18 protein-coding genes and 1 tRNA gene are annotated in these 18246 nt (G+C 67.7%); 3 read left to right on the top strand and 16 right to left on the bottom strand.

The window, feature by feature from the left end:
- The 16 genes from LI94_RS14055 to argS all read right to left on the bottom strand — a co-directional run.
- Nucleotides 1-1217, bottom strand: a 1217-nt coding sequence (locus LI94_RS14055) for a F0F1 ATP synthase subunit B/delta (RefSeq protein ID WP_046301565.1), incomplete at its 3' end; no start/stop codon positions are given.
- Between the two features lie 8 nt (nucleotides 1218-1225).
- A complete protein-coding gene (locus LI94_RS14050; RefSeq protein ID WP_024442340.1) occupies nucleotides 1226-1747 on the bottom strand; it encodes a F0F1 ATP synthase subunit B in 522 nt (173 codons plus the stop codon).
- 8 nt (nucleotides 1748-1755) lie between these two features.
- Nucleotides 1756-2016, bottom strand: a complete 261-nt coding sequence (locus LI94_RS14045; protein WP_019735417.1) for a F0F1 ATP synthase subunit C — start codon at nucleotides 2014-2016, stop codon at nucleotides 1756-1758.
- A 61-nt stretch (nucleotides 2017-2077) separates the two neighbouring features.
- Nucleotides 2078-2833, bottom strand: coding sequence for a F0F1 ATP synthase subunit A (gene atpB, locus LI94_RS14040; protein WP_024442339.1), 756 nt, complete (start codon nucleotides 2831-2833; stop codon nucleotides 2078-2080).
- Nucleotides 2826-3272, bottom strand: a complete 447-nt coding sequence (locus LI94_RS14035; protein ID WP_024442338.1) for a hypothetical protein — start codon at nucleotides 3270-3272, stop codon at nucleotides 2826-2828. Before LI94_RS14035 ends, atpB begins: the two co-directional genes overlap by 8 nt.
- Before the next feature lie 115 nt (nucleotides 3273-3387).
- Entirely contained in the window at nucleotides 3388-4566 is a 1179-nt protein-coding gene (locus tag LI94_RS14030) for an MraY family glycosyltransferase (protein WP_046301564.1), read from the bottom strand.
- Nucleotides 4563-5222, bottom strand: coding sequence for an L-threonylcarbamoyladenylate synthase (locus LI94_RS14025; protein ID WP_046301563.1), 660 nt, complete (start codon nucleotides 5220-5222; stop codon nucleotides 4563-4565). Before LI94_RS14025 ends, LI94_RS14030 begins: the two co-directional genes overlap by 4 nt.
- Nucleotides 5219-6076, bottom strand: coding sequence for a peptide chain release factor N(5)-glutamine methyltransferase (gene prmC, locus LI94_RS14020; RefSeq protein WP_046301562.1), 858 nt, complete (start codon nucleotides 6074-6076; stop codon nucleotides 5219-5221). Before prmC ends, LI94_RS14025 begins: the two co-directional genes overlap by 4 nt.
- Nucleotides 6073-7149 (bottom strand): peptide chain release factor 1, encoded by a 1077-nt coding sequence (prfA, locus tag LI94_RS14015; protein WP_024442334.1) that lies wholly within the window; start codon nucleotides 7147-7149, stop codon nucleotides 6073-6075. The genes prmC and prfA overlap by 4 nt, the downstream gene beginning before the upstream one ends.
- A 72-nt stretch (nucleotides 7150-7221) precedes the next feature.
- Complete coding sequence (gene rpmE / locus LI94_RS14010) at nucleotides 7222-7464, bottom strand: 50S ribosomal protein L31 (protein WP_024442333.1); 243 nt, start codon at nucleotides 7462-7464, stop codon at nucleotides 7222-7224.
- A gap of 232 nt (nucleotides 7465-7696) precedes the next feature.
- The gene (gene rho / locus LI94_RS14005) at nucleotides 7697-9664 is read right to left on the bottom strand and encodes a transcription termination factor Rho (protein WP_046301561.1); all 1968 of its coding nucleotides are present in this window, start codon (nucleotides 9662-9664) and stop codon (nucleotides 7697-7699) included.
- Nucleotides 9665-9929: 265 nt separating this feature from the next.
- Nucleotides 9930-10877 (bottom strand): homoserine kinase, encoded by a 948-nt coding sequence (thrB, locus tag LI94_RS14000; RefSeq protein ID WP_046301560.1) that lies wholly within the window; start codon nucleotides 10875-10877, stop codon nucleotides 9930-9932.
- Nucleotides 10877-11959 (bottom strand): threonine synthase, encoded by a 1083-nt coding sequence (gene thrC, locus LI94_RS13995; RefSeq protein ID WP_024442330.1) that lies wholly within the window; start codon nucleotides 11957-11959, stop codon nucleotides 10877-10879. Before thrC ends, thrB begins: the two co-directional genes overlap by 1 nt.
- Nucleotides 11956-13275 carry a homoserine dehydrogenase gene (locus LI94_RS13990; protein ID WP_024442329.1) on the bottom strand — a complete coding sequence of 440 codons (1320 nt, stop codon included), beginning with the start codon at nucleotides 13273-13275 and terminating at the stop codon, nucleotides 11956-11958. The genes thrC and LI94_RS13990 overlap by 4 nt, the downstream gene beginning before the upstream one ends.
- 18 nt (nucleotides 13276-13293) lie before the next feature.
- Complete coding sequence (gene lysA, locus LI94_RS13985; protein ID WP_239651229.1) at nucleotides 13294-14676, bottom strand: diaminopimelate decarboxylase; 1383 nt, start codon at nucleotides 14674-14676, stop codon at nucleotides 13294-13296.
- A gap of 50 nt (nucleotides 14677-14726) precedes the next feature.
- The gene (gene argS, locus LI94_RS13980; RefSeq protein ID WP_046301558.1) at nucleotides 14727-16373 is read right to left on the bottom strand and encodes an arginine--tRNA ligase; all 1647 of its coding nucleotides are present in this window, start codon (nucleotides 16371-16373) and stop codon (nucleotides 14727-14729) included.
- A 112-nt stretch (nucleotides 16374-16485) separates the two neighbouring features.
- On the opposite strand from argS, the gene LI94_RS13975 reads away from it, so the two are divergent.
- The 3 genes from LI94_RS13975 (at nucleotide 16486) to LI94_RS21910 (ending at nucleotide 18175) form a co-directional block, all read left to right on the top strand.
- A tRNA-Arg gene (locus LI94_RS13975) sits at nucleotides 16486-16558 on the top strand.
- An 84-nt stretch (nucleotides 16559-16642) separates the two neighbouring features.
- Complete coding sequence (locus LI94_RS21915) at nucleotides 16643-17002, top strand: hypothetical protein (RefSeq protein WP_125079473.1); 360 nt, start codon at nucleotides 16643-16645, stop codon at nucleotides 17000-17002.
- Nucleotides 17003-17008: 6 nt separating this feature from the next.
- The gene (locus tag LI94_RS21910) at nucleotides 17009-18175 is read left to right on the top strand and encodes a hypothetical protein (RefSeq protein ID WP_052739944.1); all 1167 of its coding nucleotides are present in this window, start codon (nucleotides 17009-17011) and stop codon (nucleotides 18173-18175) included.
- The last annotated feature ends 71 nt before the right edge of the window (nucleotides 18176-18246 follow it).

The raw sequence follows: 18246 nt of genomic DNA, 5'->3' as shown, positions 1-18246 counted from the left end.
ATGTGTATAAGAGACAGGATCCGGCTCAGCACCGTATTCAGCCGGGTGCGCTGGGTGTCGCTGAGCTCCGCGGCCGCTCCGACGTGTGCCACCAGCTCGCCACGACGTGCCACTGCGATCTGAGCAAGCTCGGTGATCGCCTGATGTGCGGACTGGCCACGCAGCAGCCGTACGGTCTGCTCGAGCAGCGCCACCGCGATCGGGTTGGCACCGCTGCCACTACCGATGACGTTGCGCAACAACCCGACCCGGCCAGCGGCCGGAGTCGCGGTGTCGCCGAGCAGGATGTCCAGCCGGGGCTGGGCGTCCAGCACGCGGGAGAACCGGAACAGCTGGTCCTCCACCTCGTCGACGGTGCCGGCACTCTCCGCCGACAGCAGCAGTGCCTGCCGGGCGACGTGCTCGACGGCGGTGACCAGGTCCGCGCCGTTGGACCAGCGGGCCGACGCCGCGTCGGTCACCAGCGTCAGGGCGGCGGCACCGACCTTGTCGGCGAACAGGCGCTGAACCAGACGCACCTTCGGTGCCGCGTCGTCGGTGGGCACGGTCAGGTGCCGCGTGACCACGCTCTCGCGTTCGAGCAGTTCGGCGACGGCGGTCAGGTCATCTGCCAGCGCGGCCAAGCCCTGCTGGTCCAGGCCACCGGCCACCTCGCCGAACTTGTCCAGCAAACCGGCCAGCGCCTGACGGCTGGCCGAACGCATCCGGGCCAAGATCGGCGATTCGACCTCGACGGACTTCGGCGCCATGGCGTCGAGTTCGTCGAGGAACCGGTCCACCGTCGCGGACTGCCGCTGCGGGTCGGCGACGTGCGCGCGAACCAGGTCGCCCGCCCGCTGCACAGCTTCGGCGCCTAAGCCTGACCGCAGCTCACGGATGAGTTGCGCCCGCAGGAGACCGACCTGCTGTCCGCCGGTGGTCTTTACGCGCTCGGCTTCGGCACTGGCCTGGCTGCGCAGTTGCTCGGCGATCCGCTCGGCGTCCGAGCGGGCCTCCGCGGTGACCTGCTGCGCTTCGGTCGCGGCGTTGGCCAGTGCCGTGGAGTGCGCCTGACCGGCTTCGGTCAGACGAGCGGCGGCTGCTGCCGCCTCCTCCAGCTGCTTGCGCACCGACTCCTGCTGGTCGGCCATCAACTTGCGCACCGGTGGCACGACGAACTTGACCAGCAGCCACACGATGATGGCAAAGCCGACCAGCTGCCCGATGAAAATCGACATCTCTGTTGCTACCGCCCCGTACTCGCCGCGGAAAGTGCCTCGACGTCAACGCCGAGGATCCGGCTGGCCAAGGTGGCAGACAGTGTCTCCACCCGGGCCTGCAGCTGCTCACTCACCGCATCGCCTTCTTGCTTGAGCTTGTCGGTGGCGGCCTGCAATGTCGAGGCCACCTCCGCCTCGGCCGCCGACCGCTGCTCGTCGATCACCTTGCGGCCCTCGGCGCGAGCTTCGTCCCGTGCCGTGCTTGCCTCAAGGCGCGCCGCCGCCATCTGCTTCTCATAGTCGGCATCGGCGGCCGCGAACTGCTCGGCGGACTCCCGATTGTCGGCGAGAGTCTTGGTGACCATGTTCTCGCGCTCCCGCAGCACCTTCATGATCGGCGGCACCACGAAGGTACTGATCACGGCGAGCACGATCAGGAAGATCGCGAGCACGACGAAGAAGGTGCCGTCGGGAATGAGGAAGCTCTTCTTCGGGCCTTCCTCAGCCGCCTCGCTCAAGGCGAGGACAGCAACGCTCATGTCACCCATCTTGTGCGTTACTGCTGTGCGGCGATCGGGGTGGCGAAGACGAACAACGCCATGAAGGCCAGGTTGATGAAGTAGGCCGCTTCGACCAGACCAACCGTGATGAAGAACGGGGTGAACAGGCGACCCTGAGCTTCGGGCTGACGGGCGATACCGGCGATCAGCGCGTTACCGGCGATACCGTCACCGATACCGGCGCCGATGGCACCGCCGCCCATGATGAGACCGCCGCCGATGAGGGCACCAAGTCCGATCAGATTGGGATCTGCCATTTCATTCCTCCTTGCTAGCTGGTAGTGCTCTACCAGGTCTGATGTGGTCGTGCAGGTGGTACTAGTGGTGGTCTTCTTCGAGCTCCATGGCCTGACTGAAGTACAGGATGGTCAGCAGCGCGAAGATGAACGCCTGGATCAGGCCGACGAACAGGTCGAAGGTCTTCCAGATCGCGTTCGGCGCGACCATGAAGTAGGGCCCGAGCAACGCGATCAGGCTGACCAGGATGCCGCCGGCGAAGATGTTGCCGAACAGACGCAGCGACAGCGAGACCGGCTTGGCGACCTCTTCGACCAGGTTGATCGGCGCCAGGACGGCAACGTGGCCCTTGAGCAGCCGCAGCGGGTGGCCGAGGAAGCCCCGGCGCCAGAATCCGGCCAGGTGGTAGCCGCAGAACACGAAGAGCGCCAGCGCCAGCACGAAGTTGATGTCGCCGGCGGCAGAGGTAATCAGCTCATGGATGCCGTGCTCGTCGGCGTACTGCACCGGCAGCACCGACAGCCAGTTACAGACCAGGATGAAGACGAAGATCGTCACCGCCAGCGGCAGAACGAACGGGGCGATCTTCATCCCGATGGCACCCTCGATCTGGTTGCGCATCTGGATGGTGATCGCCTCGAAGAACAGCTGCACGCCGCTGGGAACCCCGGTCGAGGTGACCTTGGCGCGCAGGAAGAGCGCCAAGGCGATCACGATCACCGCTGCGATCGCGGTGGAGGTGATGGTGTCGATGTTGACCTCGCCGACCAGCGGCCATACCGCGGTCTCGTGGTGGCCGACCTCGATGGCCCCCTCAGCCAGGATCGACTCAGTCATTTTTCGTCCCTTCAGCGCCGGACTCTGCCGCTTGCGCGCGGAGCTTTTTTACCACTGGCAGCATGGTGGTCAGCACCAGCACTACCTCGAACAGGGCCAATCCGAACAGTGCGCCGAGGCCCTCTGGACGGAACTGGTAGGCGATAGCCAAGCCGATCACGCTGATGACCAGCAAACGAGTCGCCGAATTCAGCGCCATCTTCTTCTTCAGCGGATGGTCGGAGGCGGTGATCTTCAGCGCCGACCGGCGAATCAGCAGTGCGTTGCCCAGGCCGAGCGCCAGACCCAGCCCGAAGAACACTCCGAAGAGCGGTCGGCCGAATTGGGCAGCCGCAGCGACAGCGGCAGCGGTCAGAGCGACACAGATCAGTGACAGCCGGATCGGCTGGAACACCACCGACGGCAACACCAACGGCGCATCCTGCGCTGGTGTCGTCACCGCCTCACCCCAATCTGAATCTGCCCTGCGTCGCGATCGTGCAGTCGCCCGCCGAGCGTATCGGATGCCCGAACGCACTGTGGAACCACCTACAACACCATCTTAGACGGTGCTACTACCGCGTGTCGTAGGGGTCGTCTTCCGAGGCGCCTCCCCGGCGTAGTAACGGGATGAGCGTAACGACAATCGCGATGAGCATGGCAGCCAACATCACCGCCCCGGTGTAGCGCGGGTCGAAGAAGATGGTGCTGGCGGCCCCGAATGCGACGATCGCCGTCCACAAGTAGATCAGCAGCACCACCCGGCGATCGGAGTGACCGATCTGCAGCAGCCGGTGGTGCAGGTGCATCTTGTCCGGGCTGAACGGGCTGAGCCCGGCGCGAGTACGACGGATGATCGCCAGCAGCACGTCCAGCGCCGGGACGCACATCACGGCCGCCACCAACAGGAACGGCGACAGCAGCGCGAAGACGTCCCGCGCGCCGTAGGCGGTCTGCGAGATCGGCCCGGCTGCGGTGGTGGACGCCGCGGCCAGCATCAGCCCGATCAGCATCGAGCCGGAGTCGCCCATGAAGATCTTCGCGGGGCTGAAATTGTGTGGCAGGAAACCCAAACAAGCCCCGGCCAAGACCACCGAGATCAACGCGGGCGGGTAGAACAGCACGTCACCACCGTGGTCCTGCAGCACGCCGACCGAGAACATGCAGATCGCCAGGGCGGTGATCAGCCCCAGGCCGGCAGCCAGCCCGTCGAGGCCGTCGACGAAGTTCATCGCGTTGACGATCGAGACCGTCAACGCCAGCGTCAGCAGGATCGACGACACCTGGTCGAGCACCACGGTGCCGACGCCGCCGATCGGGATGTAGAGCACGCTCCAGGCCACACCCATGGTGACGAGCACGCTGGCCGCGGTGATCTGGCCGGCGAACTTGGTCAGGGCGTCCAGGCCCCACTTGTCGTCGAGCAGACCGATTCCCATGATGACGCCGCCGGCCAGCACCACCGCCGGCATGCCGGTGGAGTAGACGAAGCCGCGGGTCAGGGCCGGCAGCTGCGAGGCCAGGAAGATGCCCGCCACGACGCCGACGTACATCGCCAGTCCGCCCATTCGCGGTGTGGGCTGCACGTGGACGTCGCGTTCGCGCGGGTAGGCGACCGCCCCGATCCGGGTGGCCATCCAGCGGACGGGCCCGGTGGTGAAGTAGGTGATGATGGCCGCGGTCAGGCCCACCAGAGCGAGTTCTCGCAGCGGCACGCCGGCGCCGCGGTCGGCCAAAGCCAGCAGGCTGGTCACGGTGTCCCCGTCAGCGAGTCCGGATCCAGCCCCAGCACGGCACCGATCTGTTCGGCGGAGACCGGGCCGGTCCGCACGATCCGCGGTGCGGGGCCGGTGAGATCCACGATCGTCGAGGCCGCACCCTGTTCGGCCGGCCCGGCGTCGAGGTAGACGTCGACGGACTCTCCCAGCTGACTTTGCGCTTCGCCGGCCTCGACGGCGGGCGATCCACCGGAGACGTTGGCGCTGGACACCGCCATCGGGCCCACCGCCTTGAGGACCTCCAGTGCCACCGGATGCAGCGGCATGCGCACCATGACCGTGCCGCGGGCTTCGCCGAGGTCCCACTGCAGCGACGGGGCCTGGGTGACGATCAGGCTGAGCGCACCGGGCCAGAAGGCGCGGATCAGTTCACGGGCGGTCTGCGGCACGATCAGGGCCAACCCGTCGATGGAGTTCCACGATCCCACCAGCACGCCCACCGGCATGTCGCGGCCGCGCCGTTTGGCCGCCAGCAGCGCGGTGACCCCGGCGGCGTTGAAGGCGTCGGCACCGATGCCATAGACCGTGTCGGTCGGCAGCACCACCAGGCGACCACCGCGCACCGCGTCGATCGCCGCCGCGATTCCGGCCACACGCTGGTCGGCATCGGAGCAGTCGAAAACCTCTGTCATGGTTGATCGTTCCTGATCGCCGTCACGAACCGGAGCCGCCCAGTCAGGTCGGGCCGGGAAACTACCTCGTCAAAAAAGCCGGTGCCGAACACAGTGTGGACGGTGGCCGTCGGCGTGGTGTCGTCATGTTCGACGGCGAACACTCCATCCGGCCGCAGCAGTCGCGCTGCGAGGTGGGCCAGCGGGGTGATCACCGACATACCGTCCGGGCCGCCGAACAGCGCGTGCTCCGGATCATGGTGGGCCACTTCGGGATCCAGCGCCGCACCGTCGGGGATGTAGGGCGGGTTGCTCACCATCAGGTCTACTTGACCGTCGAGCTCCGAGAGCAATCCCGGCGTGGTCACATCGGCGTGGATCAGCTCCACCGACGTTCCGGCGCAGTTGCGCTGTGCGTAGCCCAGCGCCGATTCCGAATCCTCGACCGCGACGACACGGGCGCCGGGAAAGCTGCGGGACAACGCGATCGCCAGCGCACCGGAACCGGTGCAGGCGTCGACGATCACCGGCTGCGGACCGAGCGGTTGAGCCGCAGCCCGTTTCAGCACCCAGTCGAGCAGGGCTTCGGTTTCCGGCCGCGGGATGAACACCCCCGGACCTACCTGCAACAGGACCGAGCCGAAGGCAGCGGTGCCGATCAGGTGCTGCAGCGGGATCCGAGAACTGCGTGCGGCAACCAATTCCCGGTACCGGCTGAAGAACTCGTCGTCGGGTGGATCCAGCAGCACCAGCCGGCCGCGGTCAGTGCCGGCCGCATGGGCGGCGAGCTCTTCCGCGTCATAGCGGGCGGAGTCAATCCCGGCATCAGCGAAAAGCGCTGCAGCGGAGTCGATCGCGTCCCGTATGCGGCTCACGCCGTCCCCTGTAACCGGGTTTCCTTATCGGCGGCTGCCAGCGCATCGAACATCGGATCGAGATCCCCGTCGAGGACCTGGTCGAGGTTGTGCGCCTTGTAGCCGATGCGGTGGTCGGTGATCCGGTTCTCCGGGAAGTTGTAGGTGCGGATGCGCTCGCTGCGGTCCACGGTGCGGATCTGGCTGGCCCGATCGGCCGAGGCATCCGCCTGGGCCTGCTCCTCGGCCACCGCCTGCAGCCGGGCCGCCAAAACCTGCAAAGCACGGGCCTTGTTCTGCAGCTGCGACCGCTCGTTCTGGCAGGTGACGACGATCCCGGTCGGCAGGTGGGTGATACGCACCGCGGAGTCGGTGGTGTTGACGCCCTGGCCGCCCTTGCCCGAGGACCGGTAGACGTCGATGCGCAGGTCCGACTCGTCGATGGCGACCTCGCCGACCTCTTCGGGCTCGGGGTAGACCAGTACGCCGGCCGCCGAGGTGTGGACGCGGCCCTGCGACTCGGTCACCGGCACCCGTTGCACGCGGTGCACACCGCCTTCGAACTTCATCCGCGACCACACGCCGTCGGCGCTGTCGCCCTTGCTCGCGATGGTGAGGGTGGCGTCCTTGTAGCCGCCGAGGTCGGACGTGGTCTCGTCGAGGACCGTCACCTTCCAGCCCTGGCGTTCCGCGTAGCGGATGTACATCCGGGCCAGGTCGGCGGCGAACAACGCCGATTCCTCGCCGCCTTCGCCGGATTTGACCTCGAGCACGATGTCGTCGGCGTCGTGCGGGTCGCGGGGCGCCAGCATGTCGGTGAGCGCGGTGTCGAGTTCGGCGACGCGCGCCTCAAGCTCCGGTATCTCGGCGGCGAACGACGCGTCGTCGGCGGCCAGTTCCCGGGCGGCCTCGAGGTCGCCGCGAGCCGACTCGAGCTTGCGGTGGGTGACGATGATGGGCGCCAGTTGGGCGAAGCGCCGACCGGCTCGTCGCGCCTCGGCCGGATCGTTGTGCAGTTCGGGATCCGACAGCTGCGTTTCCAGGGCGGCATGCTCGGCCAGCAGGGCGTCGATCCCCTGAATGCTCTGGGTCATCTCACCTCCATCCCCGAACGCAAGCCGACGCCCGGATGACGTGCTGGCACGTTCCGGGCGTCGGTGAGGGAGCTACTTGTCGTCGGCTGCCGCTGCTGCGGCACCGGCGTTGCGCTTGCCGTAGCGCTTCTCGAAGCGCGCGACCCGGCCGCCGCTGTCCAGGATCTTCTGCTTGCCGGTGTAGAACGGGTGGCACTGCGAGCAGACCTCGACCACGATGTGGCCGCTCTCCTTGGTGCTGCGGGTCGTGAAGGTGTTGCCACAACCGCAGACCACGGTGGTCTCGCCGTAGGCGGGGTGAATGCCAGTTTTCATGATGTCCTCTTCGATCGTCGGCCGCCGGGTCGCCCGCCCTGCGGGGCGGACGTGAACCGGAACCTGAGGTGTTCGATTATGCCAGCTGCGCTGTCGGCTCCCAAAACGCCGGGAGGCTCCCCGCTATTCCTGCGGTCAGCGGGGTCTCGGTACCCCGCTGAGACTGCAGCGAGGGTTGTGATCGGGTGGCGATCACAGCCCTGACTGCAATTTCAGCAGGTGGACAGCCCGATCAGTCGTTGTCCATTCCCGGGGTGGTCTTGGACACCTGCACCAGGAACTCGTAGTTGTTCTTGGTCTTGCGCAGCTGACTCATCAACAGGTCGATGGCCTGATGCGAATCCAGGCCCGACAACAGTCGACGCAGCTTGTGCACAATCGCGAACTCGTCCGGCGAGAGCAGCAGCTCGTCCTTGCGGGTGCCGGACGGGTTGACGTCGACGGCCGGGAACACCCGGCGCTCGGCGATCTTGCGGTCCAGCTTGAGCTCGGCGTTACCGGTGCCCTTGAACTCCTCGAAGATCACCGTGTCACCGGTGGAGCCGGTCTCCACCATCGCGGTGGCGATGATGGTCAGCGAGCCACCGTCCTCGATGTTGCGGGCCGCGCCCAGGAACCGCTTGGGCGGGTACAGCGCGGTGGAGTCCACACCACCGGACAGGATGCGGCCCGACGCCGGGGAGGCGTTGTTGTAGGCGCGACCCAACCGGGTGATCGAGTCCAGCAGCACGACGACGTCCTTGCCCTGCTCGACCAGGCGCTTGGCCCGCTCGATAGCCAGCTCGGCGGCCTGGGTGTGGTCTGACGGCGGCCGGTCGAAGGTGGAGGCGATCACCTCACCCTTGACCGAGCGCTGCATGTCGGTGACTTCTTCGGGACGCTCGTCGACCAGCACCACCATCAGGTGGCACTCGGGGTTGTTGCGGGTGATCGCGTTGGCGATGTCCTGCATGATCGTGGTCTTACCGGCCTTGGGCGGAGACACGATCAGGGCGCGCTGCCCCTTGCCGATCGGCATGATCAGGTCGATGACGCGGGTGGTCAGCTTCTCCCCCGACGTCTCCAGCCGCAACCGCTGGTTGGGGTACAGCGGGGTCAGCTTGGAGAACTCGGGACGCTTGCGGGCGTCCTCGACAGGCCCGCCGTTGACCGAGTCGAGCCGCACCAGCGGGTTGAACTTCTGCCGCTGGTTGGGCTGGTCACCATCGCGGGGCACCCGCACGGCACCGGTCACCGCGTCGCCGCGGCGCAGCCCGTTCTTGCGGACCATGTTCATCGAGACGTAGACGTCGTTGGGTCCGGCCAGGTAGCCCGAGGTGCGCACGAACGCGTAGTTGTCGAGCACGTCGAGGATGCCGGCGACCGGCTGGACCACGTCGTCCTCGCGCAGTTCGGCTTCGCCGCCGGCAGCGCCGCCTTCGCCGCCACGCTCGCCACGACGGCGCCGGTCCCGGAAGCGCCGGCCGCGCCGGCCACCGCGTCCCTCGTCGTCGTCGCCACCGCCGCGGTTGGACTGGTCGCCGCCGTGGTCGTCGTTCTTGGACTGCGCGCCTTCATCGGCCTTGGCGTCGGTCTTGGCGCCCTCGCGCTCACGCCGACCACCGGACTGCTCGGCCTTGTCGTCGTTGCGGCCCTGCTTGCGCGACTCACCCTGGGCCTCGGCCTCGGCGGGCTTGTCCTGCTCTGCCGGCTTGTCGGCCTCGCCGCCATTGGCAGCGGGTGAGCCGGTCGCACGGCTGGCGCCACGGCGCTCGCGTCGCGGCGGTGCCGCGGGGGCATCCGCTTCGTTGGCCGGGGGCGTCTGTGCAGTGTTGGCCGCGCCGTTGGCCGACAGTTCGGTGGCGGGCTGGGACTTGGCCGCGTCCCCGCCGCCGTTGCCGCCGACCTCACGGATGGCGGCGATCAGTTCGCTCTTGCGCATCCCGGAGGAGCCCTTGACGCCCACGCGGTTGGCCAGCGCCCTCAGCTCGGGCAACACCATCGCCGACAGCGAGTCATCGGTGGGGGCGGCACCGCGGTCGGGCGCCGAAGCGGGAGCGGACTCGGTGGCGGCCGGCGCCGAGGCAGTCTCCGGGGCGGACGGCGCGGCGTCACTACCGCCGGCGGCTACGTCCTGGCTGTTCTCGGGAGTACTGGGAGCGTTCGGCAACGAATCCTGGTCGGTGCTGCCTTCAGCCGTGAAGAGGTCCGTTTCGGTCACGGATTTCCTTTCTTCCCTCGTCGGTTTTCTCACGCGAGGGGCTTGGTTGCATTCAGCGGACTCGCCGAGTGCGTGTCACCGTCGACTGTGTAACGGTGTAGCCCGTATCGACGGCGTCGTAACACAAACCGTCAGCTACGGGAAGAATTTGGTGGCATCCCGGTTGACATCACATTCTGAAAACAGGTGCTGATGCCGCGAATGCGGGACGGGACCGAGAATAGCCCGCTTCTGTGGTTGACGCAACAGATACCTGCTGCGCGCCTCACCCCGGTACCGCCACCCCGGAGTTCCACTTCACCGCGGCACCGACCGGCATCTCGGTGACGTTGAACACACGCGCCTCCGGCGACTCGAGCACCGCAGCGGGCAGCTGGGCCGCTGTCGTCAGCGCGATCACCGCAGGTCCAGCACCGGAAAGCACGGCCGCGATGCCATGCCGACGCAGCAACTGCAGGAATGCCGCCGACTCCGGCTGCGCGGCGCCGCGCTGCGGCTGGTGCAACACGTCCTCGGTGGCCGTCAGCAGCAGGTCGGGCCGCTCGGTCAGCGCCACCACCAGCAGCGCGGCCCGGCTGACATTGAACCGGGCATCGCGGTGGCTGACCTGCTCGGGCAGCAAAGCCCGGGTCTCGGCAGTCGACGAGCGCAGTTGCGGGATCGCCGGGAACAGACGGATGTCGGGGTGCAGCCGCAGCGGCGCCGCCGCATAGTCCACGTGGTCGTCGGCTGCTTCTGCTGTCCACGAAACCACTGCACCGCCCAGTACGGCTGCTGCAGCGTTGTCGGGGTGGCCTTCGAACTCCGAGGCCAGCTGGATCAGTTGTGTTTCGGACAGGCCGGGCCGATCGATTTGCGCGACAAGGCCATTGACTACGGCCAGCCCGCCGACCACCGCGGCCGCCGACGAGCCCAGGCCGCGCTGATGCGGGATCGCATTGCGGCAACGCACCACCATGCCGGGCGCCTCGACACCAACCTCACGCATGCCGCGCAGGATTCCTTGCACCACAAGGTGATCCGAGGTGAGTGGAACCTGACCGGCGCCCTCACCCTCGACCTGCACCACCAGACCGGACTCGACCGTCTCGACGATCACCTCGTCGTAGAGGCCCAGCGCCAGGCCCAGGCTGTCGAAGCCGGGGCCCAGGTTGGCGCTCGACGCCGCTACCGCGACGCTGGCCGCCAACCCGGTCGGCAACAACTGAACCACTAGGCCAGCCCCAATTCGGCGACCACAGTGGCCGCGTCGACGGGAACCGCGGTCACCTCGGGCATGTCCTTCAGCGCGGTGTCGGGGTCTTTGAGCCCGTTGCCGGTCACCGTGCACACCACGGTCGAACCGCGCGGCACCCAGCCGTCCTCCACCGATTTGAGCAGCCCGGCGATGCTGGCCGCCGAGGCCGGTTCGACGAACACGCCCTCGGTCTGCGCCACCAGGTGATAGGCGGCCAGGATCTCGTCGTCGGTGGCGGCCAGGAACCGGCCACCCGAATCCACCTGCGCTTCGACGGCCTGCGTCCAGGAGGCCGGCGAGCCGATGCGGATCGCGGTGGCGATGGTCTCCGGGTTCTTGACCGGTTCACCGAGCACCAGCGGTGCGGCCCCGGCAGCCTGGGTGCCCAGCATCTTCGGCAGCTTCTCGGTCAGGCCGTCGGCGAAGTACTCGCGGTAGCCCTTCCAGTACGCGGTGATGTTGCCGGCGTTGCCGACCGGCAGCGAGTGGATGTCGGGCGCGGTGCCCAGTGCGTCGACGATCTCGAAGGCCGCGGTCTTCTGGCCTTCGATGCGTACCGGGTTCACCGAGTTCACCAGCGAGATGGTCGGGAAGTCGGTGGCCATCTTGCGGGCCAATTCCAGGCAGTCGTCGAAGTTGCCGTCGATCTGAATGATCTTGGCGCCGTGCATGACTGCCTGCGCGAGCTTGCCCATCGCGATCTTGCCCTGCGGGATCAGTACGGCACAGGTGATGCCGGCGCGGGCGGCGTAAGCGGCCGCCGATGCCGAGGTGTTGCCGGTCGAAGCGCACAGCACCGCCTTTTGGCCGCGCGCGACCGCATCGGTGACCGCCATCGTCATACCGCGGTCCTTGAACGATCCGGTGGGGTTGAGCCCCTCCACCTTCAGGTGCACCGTGCAGCCGGTCTGCTCGGAGATCCGCTTGGCGTGGATCAGCGGGGTGCCGCCCTCGTGCAGGGTGATGGCCGTCCAGTCGTCGCCGATGGGAAGCCGATCGCGGTAGGCGCCGATCAGGCCGGGCCAGGGGCGGTGGATCGGTGTCCGGGTGGAGCTCACTGGTCTGTTCCTTCCAGTCGTAGCACGCTGGCGATCCGCTGGACTGCGTCCAGGTCAGCCAGCGCCGCAACGGTTTTCGACAATGCTGCGTCGGCAGCTCGGTGGGTGACCACAACGATCCGAGCGCCGATCAGCTGGCCGTCGTCGTCGGCCACACCCTCCTGGCGCACCTCGGCGATGCTGACGCCGTGGGCGGCGAACTCGGCTGCCACCGTGGACAGCACACCCGGCTTGTCGGCGACATCCATGCTCACGTAGTAGCGGGTCTGCACGTCACCGATCGGTGCGATGGCCAGCTGGGCGTACTTGGATTCACGCGGCCCGCGGCCGCCCTGCACCCGGTTGCGGGCGGCCATCACCAGATCACCGGTGACCGCGGATGCGGTCGGCGCGCCACCGGCACCCTGGCCATAGAACATCAACCGGCCGGCCGCCTCGGCTTCGACCACCACCGCGTTGAAGGCCCCGTTGACCGTGGCCAGCGGATGGGTCAACGGCACCAGCGCCGGGTAGACCCGGGCCGAAACCCGCTGTTGCCCATCGGCGGTGGTGATGCGCTCGCAGATCGCCAGCAGTTTGATCGTGCAGCCCAATGCCCGGGCCGTGGTGAAGTCCGCCGGACTGATGCTGGTGATGCCCTCGCGGTAGACGTCGTCGGCGGTCACCCGGGTGTGGAAGGCGATCGATGCCAGGATCGCGGCCTTGGCGGCGGCGTCGTAGCCCTCCACGTCGGCGGTCGGGTCGGCCTCGGCGTAGCCCAGCGCACTGGCGTCGGCCAGCGCGGAGCTGTAGTCGGCGCCGGTGGAGTCCATTTCGGACAGGATGTAGTTGGTGGTGCCGTTGACGATGCCGGCCACCCGCAAGACGGTGTCACCGGCCAGCGACTGAGTCAGCGGCCGGATCACCGGGATGGCGCCGGCGACACTGGCCTCGAAATAGAGGTCCACGCGCGCGTTCTCGGCGGCCTCGGCCAGCTCCCCGGTAGACCGCGACAGCAGGGCCTTGTTGGCCGTGACGACGGATTTGCCGTGCGCGATCGCCGACAGGATCGCCTTGCGGGCCGGCTCGACCGGGCCCATCAGTTCCACGACGATGTCGACGTCGCTGCGCGCCACCAGGCTGTCGATGTCGTCGGTGAGCAGCTCCTCGGGCACGCCGCGGTCGGCCGCCACCCGGCGAACTCCGACCCCGCGCAATACCAGCGGTGCGCCGATGCGGGCGGCCAGATCATCAGCGCTGGCCTCAAGAATGCGGACGACTTCGCTGCCGACATTGCCCAAGCCGAGGACTGCCACCCCTACGGGGCCCCCGGACACCTGTGAACCGGACACTTTTTACCCCACCTCCAGGCTGATCAGGTCTTCGACGGTCTCCCGGCGCAGCATAAGGCGGGCCTTCCCGTCACGTACCGCCACCACCGCCGGGCGGGTGAGCAGGTTGTACCTGCTCGACATCGAGTAACAGTAGGCGCCGGTAGCGGCCACTGCGATCAGGTCGCCGGGAACCATGCCTTCGGGCACCCAGGCGTCACGGACGATGATGTCGCCGCTCTCGCAGTGCTTGCCGACGATGCGCCCCAGCTCCGGCAACGCTCCTGCTTCTCCGAGGCCCGGTAGGCCGCGCGAGACCAGCCGCACGTCGTAGTGCGCGTCATACAGCGCCGGACGGATGTTGTCGCTCATGCCGCCGTCGACGCTGACGTAGCGGCGATGTCCGGTGGCGCTGACGGCGACGTCCTTGACGGTGCCGACCTCATAGAGCGTGATGGTGCCCGGCCCGGCGATGGCCCGACCGGGTTCGACGACCAGCTGCGGGGTGGGCAGGCCCACCGCGTCGGACTCGTCGCGCACGATCGCGGCGAGTTTGGCGGCCAGCTCGGCCATCGGCGGCGGGTCATCCTGCGGCTGATACGAGATGCCCAGTCCCCCGCCCAGGTCGATGACCGAGAGCTGCGCGGTCTTGTCGACACCGAATTCGGCGACCACGTCCCGCAGCAGCCCGATGACCCGGTGGGCGGCCAACTCGAAGCCGGCGACGTCGAAGATCTGCGAGCCGATGTGGCTGTGCAGGCCGATCAACCGCAGGTGCTCGGTGGCGAACACCTTTCTGATGGCGTCCATCGCCGCACCGCTGGCCAGCGACAGGCCGAACTTCTGGTCTTCGTGGGCGGTCGAGATGAACTCGTGGGTGTGGGCTTCCACACCGACGGTGACGCGGACCAGCACGTCCTGGATGGTCCCGGCAGCCTTGGCGACCGCTTCAAGGCGGTCGATCTCGATCAGTGAGTCGAGCACGATGTGGCCGACTCCGGCGTTGACCGCGGTCTCGAGTTCTTCGACGGATTTGTTGTTGCCGTGCAAGGTGATTCGCTGCGCGGGGAAGTTAGCGTGCAACGCGACGGCCAGCTCGCCTCCGGTGGCGACATCCAGGCACAGGCCCTCCTGGTCGATCCAGCGCGCGATCTCGCCGCACAGGAACGCCTTGGCGGCGTAGTGCACGTTGTCGCCCCCGCCGAACGCCTCGGCGATCTCGCGGCAACGGCCCCGGAAGTCGTCCTCGTCGATGACGAACAGCGGGGTGCCGAACTCGGCGGCCAGGTCGGTCACCTTCACCCCGGCGATCTGGGTGACGCCGTCTTCGCCGCGAACAGTGTTGCGCGGCCAGACGTTCGGCGCCAACTGCAGCAGCTGCTGCGGAGTCTGCGGCCGCGGTGGCAGACCGTCGTGCTGGATCTCTTCGGCGTGGCGGGGGCCCGCGGGGTGGACGTTCACATCCGCTCCGGTGCGCTCACGCCGAGGATGCCCAGCCCGTTGGCGATCACCTGGCGAGTGGCCTGACACAGCGCCAGCCGCGCCGCGTGCAGATCACCCGGATCCTCGTCGCCTTGGGGCAGCACTCGGCAGCTGTCGTAGAACCGGTGGTAATCACCGGCCAGGTCTTCGAGGTAGCGGCAGACCCGGTGCGGTTCCCGCAGTGCGGCAGCGGTTTCCAGCACCCGCGGGAACTCCCCGAGGTTGCGGATCAGCGCGCCTTCCTTGTCGTGGCTGAGCAGCCCGAGGTTGGCGGTGTCGGGTGCCAGGCCCAGTTCGGCGGCGTTGCGGGCCAGCGCCGAGAGCCGCGCGTGCGCGTATTGCACGTAGTAGACCGGGTTTTCGTTGCTCGCCGAGGACCACAGCGCCAGGTCGATGTCGATGGGAGTGTCCACCGAGGAACGGGTCAGGCTGTAGCGGGCGGCGTCCACGCCGATGGCCTCGACCAGATCGTCGAGGGTGATGACGGTGCCGGCACGCTTGCTCATCTTGACCGGCTGGCCGTCACGGACCAGATTGACCATCTGGCCGATCAGCACCTCGACGGTGGCCGGGTCGTCCCCGAATGCGGCGGCGGCGGCCTTGAGCCGGGCGATGTAGCCGTGGTGGTCGGCGCCGAGCATGTAGATGCACAGGTTGAAGCCACGCTCGCGCTTGTCCAGGTAGTAGGCCAAGTCGCCGGCGATGTAGGCGGGCTTGCCGTCGCTCTTGATGACGACGCGGTCCTTGTCGTCGCCGTAGGCGCTGGTGCGCAGCCAGGTGGCGCCGTCTTTTTCGTAGATGTTGTCGTTGGCGCGCAGCCGCTCGATGGCCTGCTCGACGCGGCCGGAGGTGTGCATCGAGTCTTCGTGGGTGAAGACGTCGAAGTCGGTGCCGAACTCGTGCAGCGAGGCCTTGATGTGGGTGAACATCAGGTCGACGCCGATCTCGCGGAATGTCTCCTGGGCATCGGGACTGGTCAGGGCGTCGGGGGCCTTGACCTGGATTTGGGCCGCGATATCGGTGATGTAGGCGCCGGCGTAGCCGTCCTCGGGTGCCGGCTCGCCCTTGGCGGCGGCGATCAGCGAGTTGGCGAACCGGTCGATCTGGGCGCCGTGGTCGTTGAAGTAGTACTCGCGGGTGACCGCGGCACCCTGGGTGCTCAGCAGCCGGCCCAGCGCGTCGCCGACCGCGGCCCAGCGGGTGCCACCGATGTGGATGGGGCCGGTGGGGTTGGCCGAGACGAACTCCAGGTTGACGTTGAGACCGTCGAACTCGCGGGAGTGGCCGTAGTTCTCTGCGGCGGCGATGACGTTGGCGACGACGGCACCCTGCGCGGAAGCCTCGATGCGCAGGTTCACAAAGCCCGGCCCGGCGATCTCGGCCGCGGCGATCCCGTCGGCCTGCGCCAGTGCTTCGGCCAGCCACTCGGCCAGCTCACGCGGGTTGACACCCACCTTCTTGCCCAGCTGCAGCGCCAGGTTGGTGGCGTAATCACCGTGTTCGGGGTTGCGCGGCCGCTCGACTGTCACCGTCGCGGGCAGCGCGGCGGGGTCCAGGTCGTGCTCGGCCAGCACCGCTGCGGCGGTGTTCTTGAGCAATTCGGCCAGATCGGCGGGGGTCACGAGGCCCCATCCTATGGTCTGACGTGGTCAGGCCCCGAATCCGTCCGGTTCTTAAGTCCGGCCATTGATGCGCTAGTCTGTCAAAGCCCACATGGCGCCGCATCACGCGAGCGCCCCCGTAGCTCAGGGGATAGAGCGTCTGCCTCCGGAGCAGAAGGCCGCAGGTTCGAATCCTGCCGGGGGCACCCATCTACCAGGCCTGTATCGGGTTCGACGCTTCCGGTTCCCGGTGAATTTCGCAAACCGCGGTTCACTTATACGCTCTGCCCATGACCACTCCCGTGTTGCGGGTCTCCCCGGTCAGCCTTCGCGCGCTGGCGCAGCGCTGTTCAGTGCTGTCTGGTCATGTCACACCGGCTTTGCCGACAACGGCGGTGCCTCGGTGGCAGTCCAGCGGCGCTGCCTCCAACACTGTCAACACCGGCGCCAGCGCAGCGGCTGCCGCGATGCGCACACGGATGACCGCCGACTCGACAAAGCTCGCCGCCGCGGCCGACGAGTATGTGGCGATGGACAACGAGGGTGCCGCCGCCCTGGCAGCGGTCCCCCAGCGTGATGCTGGCCTCCCGCCCTTGGCCCCGCTCTCCGGCACCGACGGCGGCGCGGGTGCGGCCGGGATGGGCGAGTAACCCGCGATGACCTATCCGACGTTGACCGAGATCGAGGACGCCGATTGGGATTTCCTGACCATCAACGCAACCGCCTGGGCCTCCCTCGCCGACACCTGGGAAGCCTCGTTCACCGAGGTCCGCGAGGCCTCAAAGACCCCTGGCGGGACCCCCTGGACCGGCGCCGGAGCTGAGGCCTTTCAACACCGCACCGCCGCCGATGTGGTCACCGTCCACGGCCCCGCAGACATGCTGCGCCGCGCCGCCGATATTGCCGCCCGCGCCGCACAGGCCCAACAAGGCAACAAGGCTGCTGTACTCGAAGCCATCGGCCTCGCCGAACGCGACGAATACCGAGTCGGCGACGACTACTCCGTCACCGACACCTGGCCCTACTACACTTCAGCGGCCGAGCAGGAGGCACGCGAGTTCGCGGCTGAGCGGCATCGGGCATTCATCAGATCTCGGGCCGACAATCTGGTCCATCACGAGCAGGAGATAGGCCGCCAACTCAGCACCGCCACCGCAGGACTGCGCGCCTTCAGCTTCGGCGAAGACGGCGCTGACGGCGGGGCAGGCGGCAACGGGCGTCCGCATGTTCCGGCGCCAGTCGACGCCGACCCGTCCGATGCAGCGCGGCGGCGTGATCAGGCGATTGCCGAGGATCCCGCTGCCGACCCCACGGCACGCCGGCTGGCTCAGGAACGTCTCGATGATTTCCGGAATTCGGAGTTCATCGGCCCGCTACCAGCCGATCCAGTTCTGGGCGGCGACGCGCGCACCCGCGCCCAAGCCAGACGGCAGCTTCAGGCTTTCCTGGAATCTGGTCAGGCCTATCCAGACCGACCACCGCTGACACCCGATGAAGCAACCCGAATGCTTGATAGGTGCGAATCCCAGGCTCGGGAATTGGTGCTTGGCAGCTTCGCCAATCAGCTGAAGTCGGCGGGGGTCTCGCCGGCCGGTGTCCGGCAAGCGCTCGATGAGGTGCACAGCGGCAAGTCGCCCCGGCAGCTGCTCCACGACGCGGGCTCTGGCATATCGAGCGGGGTCGGCGGTCTGGGCAGCGGCCTGGGTTCGCAGGCAAACGCCCTCCCCCAGGGCAAGCATTGGGGCGAAGCTCAAGTGTGGTCGAAGGCGGATGTCGATGCCCTCAAGACGCTGGGTAAACGGCTGTCTGAGCCGTCCCGGTAAGTCCGGGGACTGATTTCCTTGAATCACCCCGCCTTCGGTGGGGTGTGCCTGTGATCGTAGTGAAGCGCTTC

Source organism: Mycobacterium sp. UM_Kg27, assembly GCF_000972905.1.
GTDB lineage: Bacteria > Actinomycetota > Actinomycetes > Mycobacteriales > Mycobacteriaceae > Mycobacterium.
This window is presented reverse-complemented; position numbering and strand designations above follow the sequence as displayed.

Coding starts and splice junctions, on each gene's coding strand:
- LI94_RS14045 (WP_019735417.1), bottom strand. CDS start 2,016: ATGGCAGATCCCAATCTGATCGGACTTGGTGCCCTCATCGGCGGCGGT.
- LI94_RS14025 (WP_046301563.1), bottom strand. CDS start 5,222: ATGACAGAGGTTTTCGACTGCTCCGATGCCGACCAGCGTGTGGCCGGA.
- LI94_RS21915 (WP_125079473.1), top strand. CDS start 16,643: ATGACCACTCCCGTGTTGCGGGTCTCCCCGGTCAGCCTTCGCGCGCTG.
- atpB (WP_024442339.1), bottom strand. CDS start 2,833: ATGACTGAGTCGATCCTGGCTGAGGGGGCCATCGAGGTCGGCCACCAC.
- LI94_RS14050 (WP_024442340.1), bottom strand. CDS start 1,747: ATGGGTGACATGAGCGTTGCTGTCCTCGCCTTGAGCGAGGCGGCTGAG.
- prfA (WP_024442334.1), bottom strand. CDS start 7,149: ATGACCCAGAGCATTCAGGGGATCGACGCCCTGCTGGCCGAGCATGCC.
- LI94_RS21910 (WP_052739944.1), top strand. CDS start 17,009: ATGACCTATCCGACGTTGACCGAGATCGAGGACGCCGATTGGGATTTC.
- rpmE (WP_024442333.1), bottom strand. CDS start 7,464: ATGAAAACTGGCATTCACCCCGCCTACGGCGAGACCACCGTGGTCTGC.